The 18,574-nt window shown below is 59.4% G+C and carries 19 protein-coding genes; 8 read left to right on the top strand and 11 right to left on the bottom strand.

What is annotated here, in order from left to right; genetic code table 11:
• Nucleotides 1-21: 21 nt before the first annotated feature.
• Nucleotides 22-939, top strand: a complete 918-nt coding sequence (lpxC, locus tag HF675_RS19720; protein WP_105229774.1) for a UDP-3-O-acyl-N-acetylglucosamine deacetylase — start codon at nt 22-24, stop codon at nt 937-939.
• Between the two features lie 21 nt (nt 940-960).
• On the opposite strand, the gene HF675_RS19715 is transcribed toward lpxC, so the two are convergent.
• Nucleotides 961-1,485, bottom strand: coding sequence for a DUF721 domain-containing protein (locus HF675_RS19715; protein WP_187043625.1), 525 nt, complete (start codon nt 1,483-1,485; stop codon nt 961-963).
• Between the two features lie 26 nt (nt 1,486-1,511).
• Here HF675_RS19715 and secM point away from each other — a divergent pair, with 26 nt between their 5' ends.
• From secM to mutT, 3 genes are all read left to right on the top strand, one after another.
• Complete coding sequence (secM, locus tag HF675_RS19710; protein WP_105229776.1) at nt 1,512-2,045, top strand: secA translation cis-regulator SecM; 534 nt, start codon at nt 1,512-1,514, stop codon at nt 2,043-2,045.
• An 82-nt stretch (nt 2,046-2,127) separates the two neighbouring features.
• Nucleotides 2,128-4,839, top strand: a complete 2,712-nt coding sequence (gene secA, locus HF675_RS19705; RefSeq protein ID WP_105229777.1) for a preprotein translocase subunit SecA — start codon at nt 2,128-2,130, stop codon at nt 4,837-4,839.
• Nucleotides 4,840-4,953: 114 nt separating this feature from the next.
• Nucleotides 4,954-5,358, top strand: a complete 405-nt coding sequence (mutT, locus tag HF675_RS19700; RefSeq protein WP_105229778.1) for an 8-oxo-dGTP diphosphatase MutT — start codon at nt 4,954-4,956, stop codon at nt 5,356-5,358.
• Between the two features lie 44 nt (nt 5,359-5,402).
• Here mutT and yacG read toward each other — a convergent pair whose 3' ends face one another.
• From yacG to coaE, 3 genes are read right to left on the bottom strand one after another with little or no spacing between them, the layout of a single operon-like run.
• Entirely contained in the window at nt 5,403-5,594 is a 192-nt protein-coding gene (gene yacG, locus HF675_RS19695) for a DNA gyrase inhibitor YacG (RefSeq protein ID WP_105229779.1), read from the bottom strand.
• Nucleotides 5,595-5,638: 44 nt separating this feature from the next.
• On the bottom strand, nt 5,639-6,391 hold the full coding sequence (zapD, locus tag HF675_RS19690; protein ID WP_105229780.1) for a cell division protein ZapD: 753 nt from the start codon (nt 6,389-6,391) through the stop codon (nt 5,639-5,641).
• Nucleotides 6,392-6,396: 5 nt separating this feature from the next.
• Nucleotides 6,397-7,011: a dephospho-CoA kinase gene (coaE, locus tag HF675_RS19685; RefSeq protein WP_105229781.1), complete on the bottom strand. Its 615-nt coding sequence runs from the start codon at nt 7,009-7,011 to the stop codon at nt 6,397-6,399.
• A gap of 340 nt (nt 7,012-7,351) precedes the next feature.
• Here coaE and HF675_RS19680 point away from each other — a divergent pair, with 340 nt between their 5' ends.
• Nucleotides 7,352-8,395, top strand: coding sequence for a GMP reductase (locus tag HF675_RS19680; protein ID WP_105229782.1), 1,044 nt, complete (start codon nt 7,352-7,354; stop codon nt 8,393-8,395).
• A gap of 44 nt (nt 8,396-8,439) precedes the next feature.
• Here HF675_RS19680 and hofC read toward each other — a convergent pair whose 3' ends face one another.
• From hofC to nadC, 4 genes are all read right to left on the bottom strand, one after another.
• Nucleotides 8,440-9,639: a protein transport protein HofC gene (hofC, locus tag HF675_RS19675; protein WP_187043624.1), complete on the bottom strand. Its 1,200-nt coding sequence runs from the start codon at nt 9,637-9,639 to the stop codon at nt 8,440-8,442.
• Nucleotides 9,636-11,066 (bottom strand): type II secretion system protein GspE, encoded by a 1,431-nt coding sequence (gene gspE, locus HF675_RS19670; protein WP_187043623.1) that lies wholly within the window; start codon nt 11,064-11,066, stop codon nt 9,636-9,638. The genes hofC and gspE overlap by 4 nt, the downstream gene beginning before the upstream one ends.
• Nucleotides 11,066-11,512: a prepilin peptidase-dependent pilin gene (gene ppdD, locus HF675_RS19665; RefSeq protein ID WP_187043622.1), complete on the bottom strand. Its 447-nt coding sequence runs from the start codon at nt 11,510-11,512 to the stop codon at nt 11,066-11,068. The genes gspE and ppdD overlap by 1 nt, the downstream gene beginning before the upstream one ends.
• A 197-nt stretch (nt 11,513-11,709) precedes the next feature.
• Complete coding sequence (gene nadC, locus HF675_RS19660; protein ID WP_105229786.1) at nt 11,710-12,600, bottom strand: carboxylating nicotinate-nucleotide diphosphorylase; 891 nt, start codon at nt 12,598-12,600, stop codon at nt 11,710-11,712.
• A 215-nt stretch (nt 12,601-12,815) separates the two neighbouring features.
• On the opposite strand from nadC, the gene ampE reads away from it, so the two are divergent.
• Nucleotides 12,816-13,670, top strand: a complete 855-nt coding sequence (gene ampE, locus HF675_RS19655) for a beta-lactamase regulator AmpE (protein ID WP_105229787.1) — start codon at nt 12,816-12,818, stop codon at nt 13,668-13,670.
• 69 nt (nt 13,671-13,739) lie between these two features.
• Here ampE and hemL read toward each other — a convergent pair whose 3' ends face one another.
• On the bottom strand, nt 13,740-15,029 hold the full coding sequence (hemL, locus tag HF675_RS19650; RefSeq protein WP_187043621.1) for a glutamate-1-semialdehyde 2,1-aminomutase: 1,290 nt from the start codon (nt 15,027-15,029) through the stop codon (nt 13,740-13,742).
• Nucleotides 15,030-15,239: 210 nt separating this feature from the next.
• Here hemL and clcA point away from each other — a divergent pair, with 210 nt between their 5' ends.
• Nucleotides 15,240-16,661, top strand: coding sequence for a H(+)/Cl(-) exchange transporter ClcA (gene clcA / locus HF675_RS19645; RefSeq protein ID WP_187043620.1), 1,422 nt, complete (start codon nt 15,240-15,242; stop codon nt 16,659-16,661).
• A gap of 103 nt (nt 16,662-16,764) precedes the next feature.
• Nucleotides 16,765-17,109, top strand: a complete 345-nt coding sequence (gene erpA, locus HF675_RS19640; protein WP_015670939.1) for an iron-sulfur cluster insertion protein ErpA — start codon at nt 16,765-16,767, stop codon at nt 17,107-17,109.
• A 43-nt stretch (nt 17,110-17,152) separates the two neighbouring features.
• On the opposite strand, the gene HF675_RS19635 is transcribed toward erpA, so the two are convergent.
• Together HF675_RS19635 and btuF are read right to left on the bottom strand one after the other, a co-directional pair.
• Nucleotides 17,153-17,767, bottom strand: a complete 615-nt coding sequence (locus tag HF675_RS19635) for a TRIC cation channel family protein (protein WP_105229790.1) — start codon at nt 17,765-17,767, stop codon at nt 17,153-17,155.
• Nucleotides 17,767-18,573: a vitamin B12 ABC transporter substrate-binding protein BtuF gene (gene btuF / locus HF675_RS19630; protein WP_187043619.1), complete on the bottom strand. Its 807-nt coding sequence runs from the start codon at nt 18,571-18,573 to the stop codon at nt 17,767-17,769. The genes HF675_RS19635 and btuF overlap by 1 nt, the downstream gene beginning before the upstream one ends.
• Nucleotide 18,574 lies beyond the last annotated feature (1 nt).

Here is an 18,574-nt window from a genome sequence, read left to right as displayed (position 1 = left end):
ATAACATTGCGAGATAAAACGATGATCAAACAAAGGACATTAAAACGTATCGTTCAGGCGACTGGCGTCGGTTTGCATACCGGCAAGAAAGTCACGCTGACGATGCGCCCAGCGCCGGCCAATACCGGGGTCATCTATCGTCGCACTGACTTGAATCCACCGGTTGATTTTCCGGCTGATGCAAAATCCGTGCGTGATACCATGCTCTGTACTTGCCTGGTGAATGAGCATGACGTGCGTATTTCTACCGTTGAGCATCTAAATGCCGCACTGGCTGGCCTTGGCATCGACAACATCATTATTGAAGTTGACGCAGCCGAGATCCCAATCATGGACGGTAGCGCCAGTCCGTTTGTGTTCCTGCTGCTGGACGCCGGCATTGAGGAACTGAACTCAGCGAAGAAATTCCTGCGTCTGAAAGACACCGTTCGCGTTGAAGATGGTGATAAATGGGCCGAGCTGTCCCCGCATAACGGGTTCCGCTTGGACTTTACCATTGACTTCAACCACCCGGCGATTGACGCCAGCGCGCAGCGCTACCGCTTAGATTTTTCTGCCGACTCGTTCGTGCGTCAAATCAGCCGTGCGCGTACCTTCGGGTTTATGCGCGATATCGAATACCTGCAATCCCGTGGCCTGGCCCTGGGCGGCAGCTTCGATTGTGCCATCGTGGTGGACGACTACCGCGTCCTGAACGAAGACGGCCTGCGTTTTGAAGATGAATTCGTTCGTCACAAAATGCTGGACGCCATCGGCGACCTGTTTATGTGCGGCCATAATATCATTGGCGCATTTACTGCCTATAAGTCCGGCCATGCACTGAACAACAAGTTGCTGCAGGCGGTACTGGCAAAACAGGAAGCGTGGGAATTCGTCACGTTCCAGGACGAAGCTGAAATGCCGTTGGCATTCAAAGCGCCGTCCACCGTATTGGCATAAGCATAGGCCTGAATTCGCTGGTTATTTCTCACGACTGGTAGTGTTGGCACCCTCTCCGGCCAGGGCTGCCAGTCGTTCTAATGTCTTGCGCAGTTTTTCCGGACTGCGGCTGGCTATTCCCCGTAATTGTTCCGCACTTTCCTCGCTCAGACGACGCATCTGCGCCGCGGCGGGTTCATCTGTTGTTTTTTGCAGCGAATTCTGCTGCTGATTGCCGCCTTTTGCCATCAACGCCGGATTAATCCTGATGTCGATCGATGACAATGATGGTAGAATTTGCGCTCGTAGTGCGGATAATAAGCTCGGCTGTTCGTAGCGCAGGCGCATCATCCAGCTGGCATTGGCCGTTTCCAGCACTAATACACCCTGTCTGAAGTTTGCGACACGGCACCAGGGATGCAGTTGAGCCGGCAATAGGCCCTTGACTGCGCGGTTGAGTTTCAGCAGGGCGGCAGCGCGTTGCTGAACGTTGTGCAACGGCCCTTTGTCTGCGGATGACGACTCAGAAAACAGGACATCTAATAATTGTGGACGGCTATCGCGCATAATGGCTCCGGCGGATTAACAAACTCGTGATCGGTATTCTAAATCGTTGGCGACAATTTGGCAGACGTTATTTCTGGCCGCATCTCCTGCTGGGGATGGTAGCGGCTACGCTTGGCGTACCGCAAAATCTGACGGGCGGCCCCGATCAAGCCGCGTTGCCGAGCACCTCGTCCAGCCTTAATCGGCAAAATTCCATCAGCCATGCCTTCAGCGGCCTGGCTTTGCTGCAAGAGGTTCACCGCCGGCCGAACTTCAGCGTCGACTATTGGCAGCAGCATGCGCTGCGCACCGTCATCCGTCACCTCTCTTTCGCCCTGGCGCCGCAGGTTGTTTATGCGCGCGTGCAGGAAAGCGACGCTGAACCGGTCGAGCCGCCGCTAAAAGCGGCGCAGCTGGCGCTGCTGTTTACGCTCAATACGCTGTTGACCCATGAGCCTAAGCCGCCGACCATCATCCGCGACACGCACCATTCCGTTCATCCGCCGCTGGCGCAGCATCAGGTCGGGCTGTGGCTGGCGCAGGTGCAGGGCATTCGAGCCGGCCCTGCGGCTGCAGTCTGATTTAGCCCTCTTGGCAACGATAACCAACAAATAACAGCAAGATGACGGCCTGTTTGGCGGTCATGAACGAGATATTAAACACATGTTAGTTAAATTATTGACCAAAGTCTTTGGTAGCCGTAACGATCGTACGCTGCGCCGCATGCGCAAAGTGGTTGAGCAGATCAACCGCATGGAACCGGACATGGAAAAACTGTCCGATGATGAGCTGAAAGCCAAAACCAACGAATTCCGCGAACGCCTGAAAAAAGGCGAGACGGTAGAGAGCCTGATTCCGGAAGCCTTTGCGGTGGTGCGGGAAGCCAGTAAGCGCGTATTCGGCATGCGTCACTTTGACGTGCAGCTGCTGGGCGGCATGGTGCTGAACGACCGCTGTATCGCCGAGATGCGTACCGGTGAAGGTAAAACCCTGACGGCGACCCTGCCGGCGTATCTGAATGCCCTGAGCGGCCGCGGCGTGCACGTGGTGACCGTCAACGATTATCTGGCGCAGCGCGATGCCGAGAACAACCGCCCGCTGTTTGAATTCCTGGGCCTCAGCGTCGGCATCAACCTGCCGGGCATGCCGGCACCGGCCAAACGTGAAGCCTATGCCGCCGACATCACTTACGGCACCAACAACGAATACGGCTTCGACTACCTGCGCGACAACATGGCGTTCAGCCCTGAAGAGCGCGTGCAGCGTAAACTGCACTATGCGCTGGTGGATGAGGTTGACTCCATCCTGATCGATGAAGCGCGTACCCCGCTGATTATCTCCGGTCCGGCTGAAGACAGCTCCGAGATGTATATCAAGGTCGACAAGCTGATCCCTAAACTGATCCGCCAGGAAAAAGAAGACTCCGACACCTTCCAGGGTGAAGGCCACTTCTCGGTGGATGAGAAGGCGCGTCAGGTGCACCTGACCGAGCGCGGCCTGATCCTGATCGAAGAGATGCTGGTGGAAGCGGGCATTATGGAAGAGGGCGAATCGCTCTATTCACCGACCAACATCATGCTGATGCACCACGTTACCGCTGCGCTGCGTGCGCACGTGCTGTTTACCCGTGACGTCGATTACATTGTGAAAGACGGCGAAGTGATCATCGTTGATGAGCACACCGGTCGTACCATGCAGGGGCGCCGCTGGTCTGATGGCCTACATCAGGCGGTGGAAGCCAAAGAAGGCGTGGAAATCCAGAACGAAAACCAGACGCTGGCGTCGATCACCTTCCAGAACTACTTCCGTCTGTATGAGAAGCTGGCGGGGATGACCGGTACCGCCGATACCGAAGCGTTTGAATTCAGCTCCATCTACAAGTTGGACACCATCGTCGTGCCGACCAACCGTCCGATGATCCGTAAGGATATGCCGGATCTGGTTTACATGACCGAGCAAGAGAAAATTGCGGCGATCATTGAAGATATTCGCGAACGTACCGCCAACGGCCAGCCGGTGCTGGTCGGGACCATCTCGATTGAGAAATCGGAAGTGGTATCCCGCGAGCTGACCAAGGCCGGCGTTGAGCACAAGGTACTGAACGCCAAATTCCACGCCATGGAAGCGGATATCGTTGCCCAGGCTGGTCAGGCCGGCGCGGTGACCATCGCCACCAACATGGCCGGTCGTGGTACCGACATCGTGCTGGGCGGCAGCTGGCAGACGGAAGTCGCACAGCTGGAAGAACCGACCGAAGAGCAAATCGCCGCGATTAAAGACGCCTGGAAAGTGCGCCACGACGCCGTGCTGGCCGCTGGCGGTCTGCATATTATCGGCACCGAGCGCCATGAATCCCGCCGTATCGATAACCAGCTGCGCGGCCGTTCCGGTCGTCAGGGCGATGCCGGTTCTTCTCGCTTCTACCTGTCGATGGAAGATGCGCTGATGCGTATCTTCGCTTCCGACCGCGTCTCCAACATGATGCGCAAGCTGGGGATGAAAGAAGGCGAGGCGATTGAGCACCCGTGGGTCACCAAGGCGATCGCCAACGCGCAGCGTAAAGTGGAAAGCCGTAACTTCGATATTCGTAAGCAGCTGCTGGAATATGATGACGTGGCGAACGATCAGCGCCGTGCCATTTACACCCAGCGTAACGAACTGTTGGACGTTTCCGACATCAGCGAAACCATCGCCAGCATCCGTGAGGACGTGTTCAAGGCCACTATCGACAACTACATTCCGCCACAGTCTCTGGAAGAAATGTGGGATGTGCAGGGGCTGGAAGAGCGTCTGAAAAACGACTTCGATCTGGAGATGCCGATTGCCGAGTGGCTGGACAAAGAGCCGGAGCTGCACGAAGAAACGCTGCGCGAGCGCATTCTGGAAAAGGCCAAAGAAGAGTATCTGCTGAAAGAAGACGTCGTCGGCAGCGAAATGATGCGCAACTTCGAGAAGGGCGTGATGCTGCAAACGCTGGATTCGCTGTGGAAAGAGCACCTGGCGGCAATGGATTACCTGCGTCAGGGCATCCACCTGCGTGGCTATGCACAGAAGGATCCGAAGCAGGAGTACAAGCGTGAATCCTTCGCTATGTTCGCCGCGATGCTGGAATCACTGAAGTATGAAGTGATCAGCGTACTGAGCAAGGTTCAGGTGCGGATGCCGGAAGAGGTGGAAGCGCTGGAGCAGCAACGCCGTGAAGAAGCGGAACGTCTGGCGCAGCAGCAGCAGCTGAGCCACCAGGATGAAAATGCGCTGGCAACGAGCGATCCGAATGCGCCGGCGGTGGCCGAACGTAAAGTGGGCCGCAACGATCCTTGCCCTTGCGGTTCCGGCAAAAAATATAAGCAGTGCCACGGCCGTCTGCAAAAGTAAGCCGTCGTGAAACAGGCGATTAATGCCTTGTGGGGCCGGACATGTCCGGCCCCAGCTATATCTGGCGTTACCCGTAAGCGGTGGCGCAGTTCAAGAATGATTTAGGAGTTAGCGATGAAACATCTGAACATCGCCGTGGGCATTATTCGTAATTCCCGGCAGGAGATCTTTCTTACCCGCCGCGGTGCGGATTCCCATATGGCAGGTTTTTGGGAGTTTCCTGGCGGCAAGATTGAAGCGGGTGAAACGGCGGAGCAGGCGCTGTACCGTGAGCTGCAGGAAGAAACCGGCATTGAGGCCGGGCAGGCCGTGCTGTTGGAGGTGCTGGAGCACCGTTTTACCGACCGTATTGTGACGTTGAATTTCTATCTGGTGGAGCACTGGCAGGGCGAACCGTTTGGCCGTGAAGGCCAGCCGATGCGCTGGGTAAAACAGGCGGAGCTGCGTGAAGATGAATTCCCGCCGGCCAACGCCGCGATTGTCCGGCAACTGGTTGCACAGGCCGGCGCGGCGCAGTGAATATCAGTTAACGAACGGCCTGGCAAGCCAGGCCGTATTGAGCGCTAGTAGTCTTCCTTTTCACTCCACTCGTCGCTGTCGGATAAGTCGCCATTGCTTGGGATGCGCTTTTCTTCGGCCGCCCATTCACCCAGATCGATCATCTGGCAGCGCTTGCTGCAGAACGGACGATACGGGCTGACTTCCCCCCAAACAACGTCTTTGCCACAGGTCGGGCAATTTACTACGGTAGTCATTACTCTTCCTTAGCCGGCTTTTCAACGGGCCATTTTATTGTTTACTAACAGCAGGCCAGATCGAACGTCAGGCGTTCCGGCACCTGAGTATGGTCGCCGTCCAGCGACAAGAAGCGAATGGCGTAACGCGTCTTGTGACCGGAAATTTGCGGATACAGCTGATGCGACAGGTCGATACGCAGGCGCAGCAGATCGGCATCTTCCGCATTATCCTGATAAAACCCGTTCAGACTGATTTGATTGCGGAACGGCCCGGACTGGCGGATCAGACTCAGGATCATCGTCAGGGCCTGATGCAACGGATCCAGGGTTTCCAGCCACTGGGCGACGTCGGCATCGCGCTCTGATTGAGGCACGTGCATCCACATGTGCAGCGTCGGCAGATCGAAACTGCAGCAGCCACCGGGAATGCCCAAACGTTGGCGCACCAGGCTGATGAGTTTATCTTCACGCAGTGGTTGGCCCATACGCGGCGCGGCGATAAGACGTGAAGAAAGGTCTTTCAACTGGCTGCGTAACTGTTCGACCAGCGACATATCAACGCCGGGCACGTCGGCCCACTGCAGCAGTTTTTGTTGCTGGCGTTCCAGTTCTTTCGCCAGTTCGGTGCGGACTTCACCGCGTTCCAGCACGTCCAGCAGATCGGAAACGGTACGGAAAAAGGTCAGGGCGATGGCGGTATCGCTCAATGCCCGGTGGCCATGTAACTGTTGCAGCAAAAATTCAATTCGCAGCCAGGTACGCATTTTTTCATTCAACGGGTGTTCAAAGAGAACGGTTGGAGAAGCGTCACTCATTCGGTTTAATCCTGTCGTTTTGCTGATGCCGCAAGGTCCAGATAGCGGCGATGCAAGGCGGCTACGTGTGATTCTATCTCTTGTGCGGCGCCGCAGTTGTCGATCACGTCGTCCGCCACTGCCAGTCGCTGCTCGCGCGTTGCCTGGGCAGATAAAATATTGAGTGCCTGCTGGCGGCTGACGCCGTCGCGGGCGATGGTTCTGAGCAACTGGGTATCGCTGTCGACGTCGACCACCACGACTCGGTCGGCACGTGACTGTAGCTGGTTTTCCACCAGCAGCGGCACCACCCAGAGCGCATAGGGGCTGTCGGCCAGCGCCAGCTGGCGCTGTGTTTCCTGCTGTATCACCGGGTGCAGCAGCTGATTCAGCCAGCGTTTTTCATCCGGCTGGCTGAAGATACGCTGACGCAGCGCCGCCCGATCCAAAGCGCCATCCGGCTGGAGTATCCCATGGCCAAAATGCGCGGTGATGGCCGCCAATGATGGCGTGCCGGGCTCTACAACCTGGCGGGCGATGATGTCGGCATCGACAATCACGATGCCATGACGCGCAAAAGCATTGGCGACGGTTGATTTACCGCTGCCGATGCCGCCGGTCAACGCAACAATGTAAGTCATGGCGTGAAGGGACACCCTAAGATTTATCCAGAAACAATAGACGAATCATAAAGCGATCGTGCAGAAGTGCAAGTCGACGCCGTCAGGCTGGCGTTTCTGTCGCCAGAATGGCAAAAATGGGCGCAATATCACATCGGAATGGCGCAGGTAAATTTCTGGGATTGTAGCGTAAATAAAGACGAAATCGCAGTCTTGCCGCGTGATTATTCCGGCGTATGATAACGTCACTGGAACTGGCATCAAGCTGTTCTGCGCAGGTGGCGGCATTAGCTGAAACCCGCGGGATAGAAGATTCGATCACCCTTGCGATCCGTCGCCATAAACCAGGAAATCCGTTGTCATGCGTATTGAAGAAGATTTGAAGTTAGGTTTTAAAGATGTGCTGATCCGCCCGAAGCGCTCTACGCTGAAAAGCCGCTCTGAAGTAGAACTGGAGCGCCAGTTTACCTTCAAACATTCGGGATGGAACTGGTCCGGCGTACCTATCATTGCCGCCAATATGGATACGGTCGGCACCTTCCGCATGGCAGAGGCTCTGGCGTCTTTCGATGTGCTTACCGCGGTACACAAACACTATTCGGTTGAACAATGGGCCGAATTCGTTCAGCGCGTACCGGCAGAGACGCTGCGTCACGTGATGGTTTCCACCGGTACCTCCGATGCCGACTTCGTAAAGATGAAGCAAATTCTGGCGCTGTCGCCGGCGCTGAAGTTTATCTGCATCGATGTGGCTAACGGCTACTCGGAGCACTTTGTCGCCTTCTTGCAGAAAGCGCGCGAAGCCTGCCCGCAACACGTGATCTGCGCCGGCAATGTGGTCACCGGCGAAATGGTCGAGGAGCTGATCCTGTCCGGCGCCGATATCGTTAAGGTCGGCATTGGCCCGGGTTCAGTGTGCACCACGCGGGTGAAAACCGGCGTCGGCTACCCGCAACTGTCCGCGGTGATTGAATGCGCGGACGCGGCGCACGGGCTGGGCGGGCAGATTGTCAGCGACGGCGGGTGCTCGGTGCCGGGCGATGTGGCGAAAGCCTTCGGCGGCGGCGCGGACTTTGTCATGCTGGGCGGCATGCTGGCCGGCCACGACGAGTGCGAAGGCACGGTGGTGGAAGAGAACGGCGAGAAATTTATGCTGTTCTACGGCATGAGTTCCGAATCCGCGATGAAGCGCCACGTGGGCGGCGTCGCGGAGTACCGCGCGGCAGAAGGCAAAACCGTGAAGCTGCCGCTGCGCGGCGAAGTGGAATTCACCGTACGCGATATCCTCGGCGGCCTGCGTTCGGCCTGCACCTACGTGGGGGCAGAGCGTCTGAAAGAGCTGACCAAACGCACCACCTTTATCCGCGTTGCAGAGCAGGAAAACCGCGTATTCGGCAGCAAGTAATCTCCTGTCGCCCCCGCACCGTGGGGGCGTTTCTCCCGTCTGTTTTATCCCAGCACCGTTCCCAATTGGAAAATCGGTAAATACATGGCGATCACCAGGCCGCCGACGATGATGCCGATGGTCAGCATCAGCAACGGTTCCAGCGTTTGCGCCAAAGCGTCCGCCAGCTCATGCGTCTGCTGTTCATGCCATAACGCCAGTTTGCCCAGCAGAGTGTCCAGAGTGCCGGACTCTTCCCCGACGCGCGCCAACTGCTGGCACAACGGTGGAAACAGCGGCTGTTCCGCCAGCGCCTGATACAGCGGCAGCCCCTGGTTCAGCCGCTGCCGAATATTCTCCAGTGCCTGATGGAAAAACAGATTCTCCATCGACAGCAGCGCCGCATCCAACCCTTCGAGCAGCGTCAGCCCCGCCTGTTGGGTCATATGCAGCGTACGGAAGATTTGGCTCAGGCAGGCGCCTTTAATCAGCTGAGCAATCAGCGGCAGACGCAGGCAGAGCCGCTGCTCCCGCCGCCGCCAGCGGGAATGTGGATGGCAGTAGCGCCAGTAGCCGCCCGCCAGCAGGGCGCCGGCCAGCAACACATAGGGGCCGGCGCTGACCAACAGCGCCGACAGATTCATTAACCCCTGAGTAAACAAGGGCAGCGGAGCGTCGAACGACTGATACACTTTGGCGAATTCCGGCAGCACCATCAACAGCATCAGTAGGCTGACCAGTATGGCCACCGCGCAGATAAACAGCGGATAGCGGATGGCCTTCAGCACTTTTTTGCGCAGCTTCTGCTGCTCTTCCTGCTGTTGCGCCAGCTGCTGGCAACAGCGATCGAGGTTGCCGGTCAGTTCGCCCAAGGTGATTAGCTGGCGATAAATAGGCGGAAACACGTAGTGGTAGCCGGCCGTCACTTCAGACAGCGGCTGGCCCTGAGCCACCCGCTCGCCGATCTCCTGTAGCAGACAGCGCCAGGGAGCGGACTGATGCTGCTGCGCCAGCAGCTGCAGTGCGTTCATCAGCGGCAGCCCGGCCTGCAGCAGCGTAGCCAGCTGGCGGGTGAACAGGATCAATGCCTCGCCACGCCATTGCCGCCGGCCAACCGGCTTGCCGCGTGCGACCTGATAGGGCTGCAGGTTCTGTTCAATCAGCAGTTGATAAACCTGCTCTTTGCGTTCAGCCAGCGACTCTCCTGGAACTATTTCACCCTGACTATTAATGGCCTGCCAGAGAAAAAGCCGCCGCGACGTCATGGCTGCAGCTCCGTGTGGCCTATCACGCGATACACTTCCTGCAGCGACGTGATACCTTCCGCCACCAGCGCCAGCCCGGCCTGCAGCAGCGAAGTCTGCCCCTGCCGCTGTGCGATCTCGTTTAACTGCTCCGCCGTTAACTGGTGCAGTAACCCGTGCTGTATCTCACTGGTGATGTGCAGTAATTCGTAGATGCCGATGCGGCCGTAATAGCCGCCGAAACAGTGTTCGCAGCCTTCGGCGCGCCATGGCGTCAACGGGCGGGGCCACAGCGCGGCGGGAAAGTGCAGCGCTTCCGTTTGCGGGCGGCGGCAGTGCAGGCACAGTCGACGCACCAGCCGCTGGGCGATCACCAGCTTGAGGCTGGCCGCCAGCAGATAACCGGGGATGCCCATATTGGTCAGGCGGGTCAGGGTTTCGCTGGTGGAGTTGGTATGCAGGGTCGATAGCACCAGGTGGCCGGTCTGGGCGGCCTTCACCGCAATTTCGGCGGTTTCCCCGTCGCGGATCTCGCCGATCATAATCACGTCCGGATCCTGGCGCAGCAGTGCCCGCAGCACGCGGGAAAAACTCAGGTCGATTTTTCCGTTGACCTGCGTCTGGTTGACGCCAAACAGCGGGATCTCGACGGGATCCTCGACGCTGCACAGATTGCGCTGCCGATCGTTCAACTGGTGCAGGCCGCTGTACAGCGTGACGGTTTTTCCACTGCCGGTGGGGCCGGTGACCAGAATCATGCCCTGTGGGCCGGCGAGGGCGGCGGCAAACTGCGCGCGATCCGCCTCCGTCATGCCCAACTGCTCCAGCGGCAGATCCTGCCGGTCGGTTTGCAGGATCCGCAGCACCACCTTTTCGCCGTATAGCGTCGGCAGGGTGGAGATGCGCATCGAGTAGCGGCTGCGATCCAGCTGAACGCCGAGCTGGCCGTCCTGCGGTAGCCGCCGTTCGGCAATGTCCAACTGAGCCATGATCTTCAACCGGGCGATAATGCGCAGGCCCAGGGCCAGCGGCGGCGGAGAGATCGTCTGCAGTACGCCATCGATGCGCAGGCGGATGCTGAGCTGTTGCTGGTAAGGCTCAAAGTGAATGTCGGAGGCGCGTCGCTGGATCGCGCTGCGCAGCGTTTGGTTGATAAAGTTGACCGCAGGCGTATCGGCATCGTCATCCAGCGTGGAGCTGTGTGCCTCGGCGGTCTCTGTCTGAGCCGGCTGAAGCGCCGGCGACTGAAACAGCGCCTGCTCCAGCCGCGCCAGCGGCCACTGTTCCAGCGCGATCTGTTTCCCGCTGGCGAAGCGCAGCGCATTGAGCAGCGGCGCCGGTGGTTCGCCGTGCAGGGCGATAGTCAGGCATTGCTCATCTTCGCTCAGCGCCAGCGCCTGGTAGCGCCGGCACAGGGTCTGTATTTCAGCGTTGATAGCCTGGCTCATCAGGATGGTTCCGCCGCATCGTCAAAGCGGAACACTTCCCGGCAGGTATCCTGCAGCGCGCTGCTTTCTGCGGCGCTGCAGCTGCGCGCCCAGCGCATCAGGCCGTTGCTGTCCGGTGTCGGCGTCATTGTGACCGTTAACCCCTGTAGCGTCTGGGCGCCTGTGAGTGTGATAACTCCCCGGCTGACGCTGACGGCGCTGACATAGCGCGAGGCGGCGCCTGTCGGGATGCCTTTGCTGCCGGCGTTGCATTCGTCGGCGGTGCCGCTGTCCAGCACGCACAGCTCCACCGCCATTTTATAGGGGGTCATCGCCTGCAGCATGTCGGTCATTGCGGCTTTCTGGATATAGCGCTGATAGGCGGGCACGCCGATGGCGCTCAGGGTGGCGATGATGGCGATCACCACCATCAGTTCGATCAGGGTAAATCCACGTTGTGTTTCCATGCGTTGCTTCCTCCTGGTTGTGGAGTGGCAACGGTAGCGTCAGGAGGCCGGGCGTGCGAGTGCATGCTGACAGGACTGCGTATGGCTTCCAGCACTATCTGGATGGTTACCGTTTTTCGCAGCGCGCAATGCGGCGCGGATCGCAGTGTAAAGCGGCCCACATCGCCGGGCTGGTGACGTGAGCGCGAAAGGGGGGATTATTTAAAGCGCATGGATAAATCGAGGGCGGTAACGTGCTTGGTGAGCGCGCCGACCGAAATATAATCCACGCCGGTTTCAGCGTATTGGCGCAAGGTGTCGCTGGTGACATTACCGGAGACTTCCAGCTGTGCGCGATGCTGGGTCAGTTCTACAGCCTGCTTCATCATCGGCACGCTGAAGTTATCCAGCATGATGATATCCGCGCCGGCGTCCAGCGCCTGCTGCAGTTCGTCCAGCGATTCCACTTCCACTTCGACCGGCACGTCGGCGTGTAGCCAGAAGGCTTTCTCCACCGCGTTCTTGATCGAGCCGGAGGCGATAATATGGTTTTCCTTGATCAGGAAGGCGTCGGACAGCCCCAGCCGGTGGTTATTGCCGCCGCCGCACAGCACGGCGTACTTCAGCGCGGTGCGCAGCCCCGGCAGCGTTTTACGCGTGTCCAGCAGCCGCGTCTGCGTGCCTTCCAGCAGTGCGACATAGCGGCTGACGGCGGTCGCCACGCCTGACAGGGTCTGTACAAAGTTAAGCGCGGTGCGCTCGCCGGTCAGCATAATGCGCGCCGGGCCGCTCAGACGGCACAGCGGCTGGTTCGGCGTGACCGTTTCGCCGTCGGCCGCCAGCCATTCCACGCGCACCTGATTACCCAGCTGAATAAAGACTTCATTTAACCAGCGCTGGCCGCAAAACACGCCGGCTTCACGGGTGATGATCGTGGCTTCGGCCTGTTTGTCCGCCGGCAGCAGTTGGGCGGTAATATCCCGTTCAGGATTGACTTCACCACCCAGATCTTCCCGTAACGCCTGGGCGACGGCAAAAGGGATATCATGTTCAATTCGTTCAAGAAGTTCAGCACGACGGCTGTCGGCACTGTAGCGGCGTGTCGGCATAGAAGGCTCCGAAAAGGGAACTAAGAATGTGGAGGAAACATGCTACTCTGTTGTGCAGGCAAGTACCACTGGCAGTGATAGCCAGCATGCGCTGTCGCTAAACAAGGAATCAGGTATTATCCGATACCGGTGGCGAGCAATATCTGGCATCTGTGGAACAACGTGGTTGGCCCCGGCGAGCGCTCGGGCGCAATGACAAGGGAGAGGCATAACAAATGACGCTGTTTTCGCTGTTACTGGTTCTGGCGTGGGAACGTTTATTCAAGCTGGGCGAGCATTGGCAGCTGGATCACCGGCTTGAAGTGGTTTTCCGGCGTCTGCGCCGTTTTTCGCTGCTGCAGACGCTGGCGCTGGCCTGCGGCTGGATGGTGGTGGTCTGGGGCATTTTATGGCTGGCGCAGGGGCTGTTTTTCGGTCTGCTGACGCTGCTGCTGTGGATTGTCGTGGCGCTGCTGTGCGTCGGGGCGGGCATTAAGCGCAAGCATTACCGCGCCTACCTGAAGGCGGCGCGTCAGGGCGACAGCCATGCGGTTGATGCCATGGCGGAAGAGCTGGCGCTGATCCACGGCCTGCCGGTGGACTGCAGCGAAGAAGAGCGTCTGCGCGAACTGCAAAATGCGCTGCTGTGGATTAACTACCGCTATTATCTGGCGCCGCTGTTCTGGTTTGTGGCGTGCGGTCCTTATGGGCCGATAGCGTTGGCCGGCTATGCTTTCCTGCGTGCTTACCAAACCTGGCTGGCGCGGCACAATACGCCGCTGGAGCGTTCGCAATCGGGGATTGATGCATTGCTGCACTGGCTGGACTGGATCCCGGTGCGGCTGGCGGGCGTGGCCTACGCGCTGATCGGCCACGGAGAAAGGGCGTTGCCGGCCTGGTTCGCCTCGCTGGGCGATCGCCGTACTTCACAGTACCAGGTGCTGACGCGTCTGGCGCAGTTTGCGCTGGCTCGGGACCCGCATGACGATCCGGTACAAACGCCGCGTGCCGCGGTGGTGTTGGCGCGTAAGGTGACGATGATTCTGGTGGTGGTGGTGGCGGTGCTGACGATTTACGGCACCTTGCTGTAATCCGCCATCGTGCGATAAAAAAGGGCTGAACGCAGGTTCAGCCCTTGTTGTTTGCGGCAACGCTCGTCGTTACAGCTTGGCGAAGCAGCGACGCGCGGCGTCGATGGTGCGCTGAATGTCTTCTTTGCTGTGGGCGACGGACATAAAGCCTGCTTCAAAGGCGGACGGCGCCAGATATACGCCTTCGTCCAGCATCAGGTGGAAGAAGCGCTTAAAGCGTTCGGCGTCGCACTGCATCACGTCCTGATAGCAGGTGACTGCGTCGGCATCGGTAAAGAACAGGCCGAACATGCCGCCGACGTTGTTGATCACCAGCGGGATGTTCTCCGCCTGTGCGGCATGGCGCAGGCCGTTCGCCAGCATTTCGGTCAGTTCGTTCAGCGTCTGGTGAACGCCCGGCTGCGCCACTTCGCTCAGGCAGGCAAAGCCCGCCGCCATGGCGATCGGGTTGCCGGACAGCGTCCCGGCCTGATACACCGGGCCGGTCGGCGCCAGCGCTTCCATCACGTCGCGACGGCCGCCGAATGCACCTACCGGCATACCGCCGCCGATAATTTTACCCAGGCAGGTCAGGTCCGGCTCAACGCCGTAGTGCGCCTGCGCGCCGGCCAGCGCCACGCGGAAGCCGGTCATCACTTCGTCGATAATCAACAGCGCGCCGTACTGGTCGCACAGCGCGCGCAGCCCCGGCAGGAAGTCCGGCTGCGGCGGTACGCAGTTCATATTGCCCGCCACCGGCTCGACGATAATACAGGCAATCTCTGACGGGAACTGTTCAAAGGCGCTGCGTACCGAGTCCAGATCGTTATAGGTGCAGGTCAGGGTATGTTTGGCGAAGTCCGCCGGTACGCCCGGTGAGTTCGGTTGGCCTAGGGTCAGCGCGCCGGAACCGGCTTTGACCAGCAGGCAGTCGGCGTGGCCATGGTAACAGCCTTCAAACTTGATGATTTTATCGCGCTGGGTGTAGCCGCGCGCCAGACGGATGGCGCTCATGGTGGCTTCGGTGCCGGAGTTCACCATGCGCACCATATCCATCGTCGGCACCAGTTCGGTCACCAGCGCGGCCATTTTCACTTCCATTTCGGTCGGCGCGCCAAAGCTCAGGCCGCGTTCGGCGGCGGCAATGACGGCGTTGCGAATGGCAGGATGGTTATGGCCCAGCACCATCGGGCCCCAGGAGCCGACGTAATCGATATAGGCTTTGCCGTCGGCGTCAAAAAGGTAGGCGCCGTCGGCACGTTCGATAAACAGCGGCACCCCGCCGACGCCGGTAAATGCCCGCACCGGGGAGTTCACCCCGCCGGGGATCAGCTGCTGCGCTTCGGCGTACAGACTTTCGGACTTGCTGTGTAAGCTCATAAATCGGCTCCAGGAATGTATATTGAATGTGTTTTACCGGGCTATTCTAGTGGAGTGCGCGCCGTTATGAAACGATCGCCGCAGCGTGATACGGGTAAACGGTGAGTTTCGCTGTTTGCCAAGAGAGGTGTGCCGTACGCTTTTTTGAGTATAGAATGGACGGCTCTGCGATTTATATGACTTATTCTTACCGGCGGTAACCAACCCCTTATGAGTGAGCAGCAACCACAACCCTCGTTAGTATTTACTCCGCGTGTGAAGCGCGTTGACAGTGTGCGTCAGTTTATTCGCCGTGATAAAACGCCGGTGGCGATCTTGTTGATGGCGGCCCTGGTGGGCGCGCTGGCCGGGCTGTTGGGCGTGGCGTTTGAAAAGTCGGTGGACTGGGTGCAGCAACAGCGTTTTTCCGCGCTGTCGTACGTCGCCGATGCTTGGTATCTGGTGTGGCCGCTGGCTTTTCTGTTGTCCGCCGGGGTGGCGATGCTGGGCTATTATCTGGTGCGGCGTTTTGCGCCGGAGGCTGGCGGGTCGGGCATTCCGGAGATAGAAGGCGCGTTGGAAGAGCTGCGTCCGGTGCGCTGGTGGCGGGTTCTGCCGGTAAAATTTGTCGGCGGCATGGGCACGCTGGGCGCCGGCATGGTGCTGGGGCGCGAAGGGCCGACGGTGCAGATGGGGGGCAATGTCGGGCGCATGGTGCTGGATATCTTCCGTATCCGCGGCGCCGAGGCGCGCCACTCGCTGCTGGCGACCGGGGCGGCGGCGGGGCTGTCCGCCGCGTTTAACGCGCCGCTGGCGGGGATTTTGTTTATTATCGAAGAGATGCGCCCGCAGTTTCGCTACAACCTGATCTCGATTAAAGCGGTATTTATCGGCGTGATTATGTCGACCGTGGTCTACCAGCTGTGCAATGGTCAGCATGCGGTGATCGAGGTGGGTAAACTCTCATCGGCACCGACCAACACTCTGTGGCTGTATCTGGTGCTGGGCGCGGTGTTCGGCGGCGTCGGCGTGATGTTTAACCGGCTGATCTTCCGTACCCAGGATATGTTTGCCCGCCTGCACGGCGGCGAAATGCGCAAAATTGTGCTGATGGGCGGCGGGCTGGGCGGCCTGTGCGGCGTACTGGCGCTGATTCAGCCGGAGGCCGCCGGCGGCGGTTTCGGCCTGATTCCGATTGCGGCGGCGGGCAACTATACCGTCGGCATGCTGATGTTTATCTTTATCGCCCGGATTGTCACCACGCTGCTGTGCTTTGGCTCCGGCGCGCCGGGCGGGATCTTTGCGCCGATGCTGGCATTGGGTACGCTGTTCGGCACCGCATTTGGCCTGGCGAGCAGCCACCTTTTCCCGCAGTATGGCATCGAGCCGGGGACGTTCGCCATTGCCGGCATGGGGGCGCTGTTTGCCGCGACGGTGCGCGCGCCGCTGACCGGCATCGTGCTGGTGTTGGAAATGACGGACAATTATCAGCTGATTTTGCCGATGATCATTACGTGCCTTGGCGCGACGCTGGTGGCCCAGTTCCTCGGCGGTCAGCCGCTGTATTCGTCGCTGCTGGCGCGCACGCTGGAGAAACAGCGGGCGGCGGAGAAAACAAGCAAAGAAAATGCAACAAATGCGGTGAATACTTGAACGCAACACTCAGGTATTGGATAATCACAGTATTAATCAGGTTGCCGGCACCCACCCGACGTATAAGGGAGCCTGATGCTGAATCATGTTGGGAGTTAAGAGTATGAGTGAAGAAACAGCACTGCCCCTGCAATTTACCGAGGCAGCAGCGAACAAGGTGAAATTCCTGATCGCTGATGAAGAAAATCCGAACCTGAAGTTGCGGGTTTACATCACCGGCGGCGGCTGCAGCGGATTCCAATACGGCTTCACTTTTGACGATAAGGTCAACGAAGGCGATATGACCATCGAAAAACAGGGCGTGGCTCTGGTGGTCGATCCGATGAGCCTGCAATATCTGGTGGGCGGTTCGGTGGATTATACCGAAGGTCTGGAAGGGTCGCGCTTTGTGGTGACCAACCCGAATGCCAAAACCACCTGCGGCTGCGGCTCGTCGTTCAGCATCTAATCTGACGTCCGATCTTAAGAAAACCCGCCGTAAGGCGGGTTTTTTACTGTTCGAGAATAAACGCCGGCAGCTTCAGGTGCCAGCGAATGGCCGCCAGCCGGATCAGCAGCGTAATGGTCATGCCGAGCATCATCGCCTGCTGCAGCGGCATGCCGAAGCTGGAATACGCCGTGGCGTGCACGATGCCGCCGATAATGCAGGCGGTGGCGTAGATTTCCGTGCGCAGGATCATCGGGATTTCGCGCGCCAGCACGTCGCGGATAATGCCGCCGCCGACGCCGGTAATCACGCCCATACATACCGCCACCAGCGCGCCGCTGCCGGCGGCAAAGGCCTTATTGACGCCGATGCCGACGAACACCGCCAGCCCGACCGCATCCAGCACCGGCAACACCCACTTCGGCAGGCGGCGCGGCTGGCGCACCAGCATCAGCGTCAGCACACAGGTGATCATCGCCACCACCAAATCGGTGGGATCCTGCACCCAGAACACCGGGCCATTGGCCAGCGCCATGTCGCGGATGGTGCCGCCGCCCACGGCGGTCACCACCCCGAGCACCAGCACGCCGAAAGGATCCATCCGCAGCTTGCCGGCCAGCAATACGCCGGAGATGGCGAACACCGCCGTGCCGAGGATATCCAGCCAGAACACCAGCATCAGCGAATCTCCGCCAGCTGGCTGCACAGCTGCTGCGCCGCCAGCATAATGCGCGGCCCTGCGCGGTTGAACCAGTCTTCATTCAGCGCGATGACCGGCACCTGCAGCTGAGGCGACCAGAATGCTTTGACGTTGGCAACCTCTTTGGCGCCGCCGCTGATGACGATCGCCTGCGGCTGACGAGCCAGCACCTGCTCGCGGCCGATTTGCGGCCAGGGTACGCGGCTGTCGGCAAAGATGTTTTCGCCGCCGCACAGGCTCAGCAGTCGGCTTTGCAGCGTCGCGGCGGAGCTGGTGAACAGCGGCTGGGTGCCGAACTGCAGCAGCACGCGGCGCTGTGGGTTATCGGCATAGCGGGCCTTCAGATGGGCGAGCTGCTGGCGTACCTGCGCTGCTGACTGATGCGCCTGCTCCGGGTGCGGACTGTAAGCGGCCAGATCGTCCAGCAAACGGGCGATCTCTTCCGGCGTTTTGGCGTCGGCGTAAAAGATCGGAATGCCGAATGCGGCGAGCTGATCCAGGACCCGCTGCGGATTGCCGCCGCGCCAGGCCAGGATCAGATCCGGCTTTAACGCCAGGATCCGCTCCAGATTAACCCCTTGCCACGACGCCACCTGTTCGAGCTTCTTGGCCTGCGGCGGGTAATCGGAAAAGGCGCTGGCCGCCAGCAGGGTATCCCCCATGCCGGCGGCGTAGGCCAGTTCGGTGGTATTGGGCGCCAGGCTGATCACCCGCTGTGCAGCAGCTGCGGGCAGGGAGACCGCCAGCGCCAGCAGCCACAACAGGCAGCAAAAGCGTCGTTTCACC

This window comes from Serratia sp. JUb9 (assembly GCF_014298095.1).
Lineage (GTDB): Bacteria > Pseudomonadota > Gammaproteobacteria > Enterobacterales > Enterobacteriaceae > Serratia_B > Serratia_B rhizosphaerae.
Note: the sequence above shows the minus strand (reverse complement) of the source record. Positions and strands in the feature narration are given on the sequence as shown.

What these genes read in the sequence shown, in the direction of transcription:
- ppdD (WP_187043622.1), bottom strand. Translation starts at nt 11,512, where the DNA reads ATGGAAACACAACGTGGATTTACCCTGATCGAACTGATGGTGGTGATC.
- yacG (WP_105229779.1), bottom strand. Translation starts at nt 5,594, where the DNA reads ATGACTACCGTAGTAAATTGCCCGACCTGTGGCAAAGACGTTGTTTGG.
- nadC (WP_105229786.1), bottom strand. Translation starts at nt 12,600, where the DNA reads ATGCCGACACGCCGCTACAGTGCCGACAGCCGTCGTGCTGAACTTCTT.
- lpxC (WP_105229774.1), top strand. Translation starts at nt 22, where the DNA reads ATGATCAAACAAAGGACATTAAAACGTATCGTTCAGGCGACTGGCGTC.
- gspE (WP_187043623.1), bottom strand. Translation starts at nt 11,066, where the DNA reads ATGAGCCAGGCTATCAACGCTGAAATACAGACCCTGTGCCGGCGCTAC.
- hemL (WP_187043621.1), bottom strand. Translation starts at nt 15,029, where the DNA reads ATGAGCTTACACAGCAAGTCCGAAAGTCTGTACGCCGAAGCGCAGCAG.
- erpA (WP_015670939.1), top strand. Translation starts at nt 16,765, where the DNA reads ATGAGTGAAGAAACAGCACTGCCCCTGCAATTTACCGAGGCAGCAGCG.
- ampE (WP_105229787.1), top strand. Translation starts at nt 12,816, where the DNA reads ATGACGCTGTTTTCGCTGTTACTGGTTCTGGCGTGGGAACGTTTATTC.
- secA (WP_105229777.1), top strand. Translation starts at nt 2,128, where the DNA reads ATGTTAGTTAAATTATTGACCAAAGTCTTTGGTAGCCGTAACGATCGT.
- zapD (WP_105229780.1), bottom strand. Translation starts at nt 6,391, where the DNA reads ATGAGTGACGCTTCTCCAACCGTTCTCTTTGAACACCCGTTGAATGAA.
- coaE (WP_105229781.1), bottom strand. Translation starts at nt 7,011, where the DNA reads ATGACTTACATTGTTGCGTTGACCGGCGGCATCGGCAGCGGTAAATCA.
- HF675_RS19680 (WP_105229782.1), top strand. Translation starts at nt 7,352, where the DNA reads ATGCGTATTGAAGAAGATTTGAAGTTAGGTTTTAAAGATGTGCTGATC.
- hofC (WP_187043624.1), bottom strand. Translation starts at nt 9,639, where the DNA reads ATGACGTCGCGGCGGCTTTTTCTCTGGCAGGCCATTAATAGTCAGGGT.
- HF675_RS19715 (WP_187043625.1), bottom strand. Translation starts at nt 1,485, where the DNA reads ATGCGCGATAGCCGTCCACAATTATTAGATGTCCTGTTTTCTGAGTCG.
- clcA (WP_187043620.1), top strand. Translation starts at nt 15,240, where the DNA reads ATGAGTGAGCAGCAACCACAACCCTCGTTAGTATTTACTCCGCGTGTG.
- mutT (WP_105229778.1), top strand. Translation starts at nt 4,954, where the DNA reads ATGAAACATCTGAACATCGCCGTGGGCATTATTCGTAATTCCCGGCAG.
- HF675_RS19635 (WP_105229790.1), bottom strand. Translation starts at nt 17,767, where the DNA reads ATGCTGGTGTTCTGGCTGGATATCCTCGGCACGGCGGTGTTCGCCATC.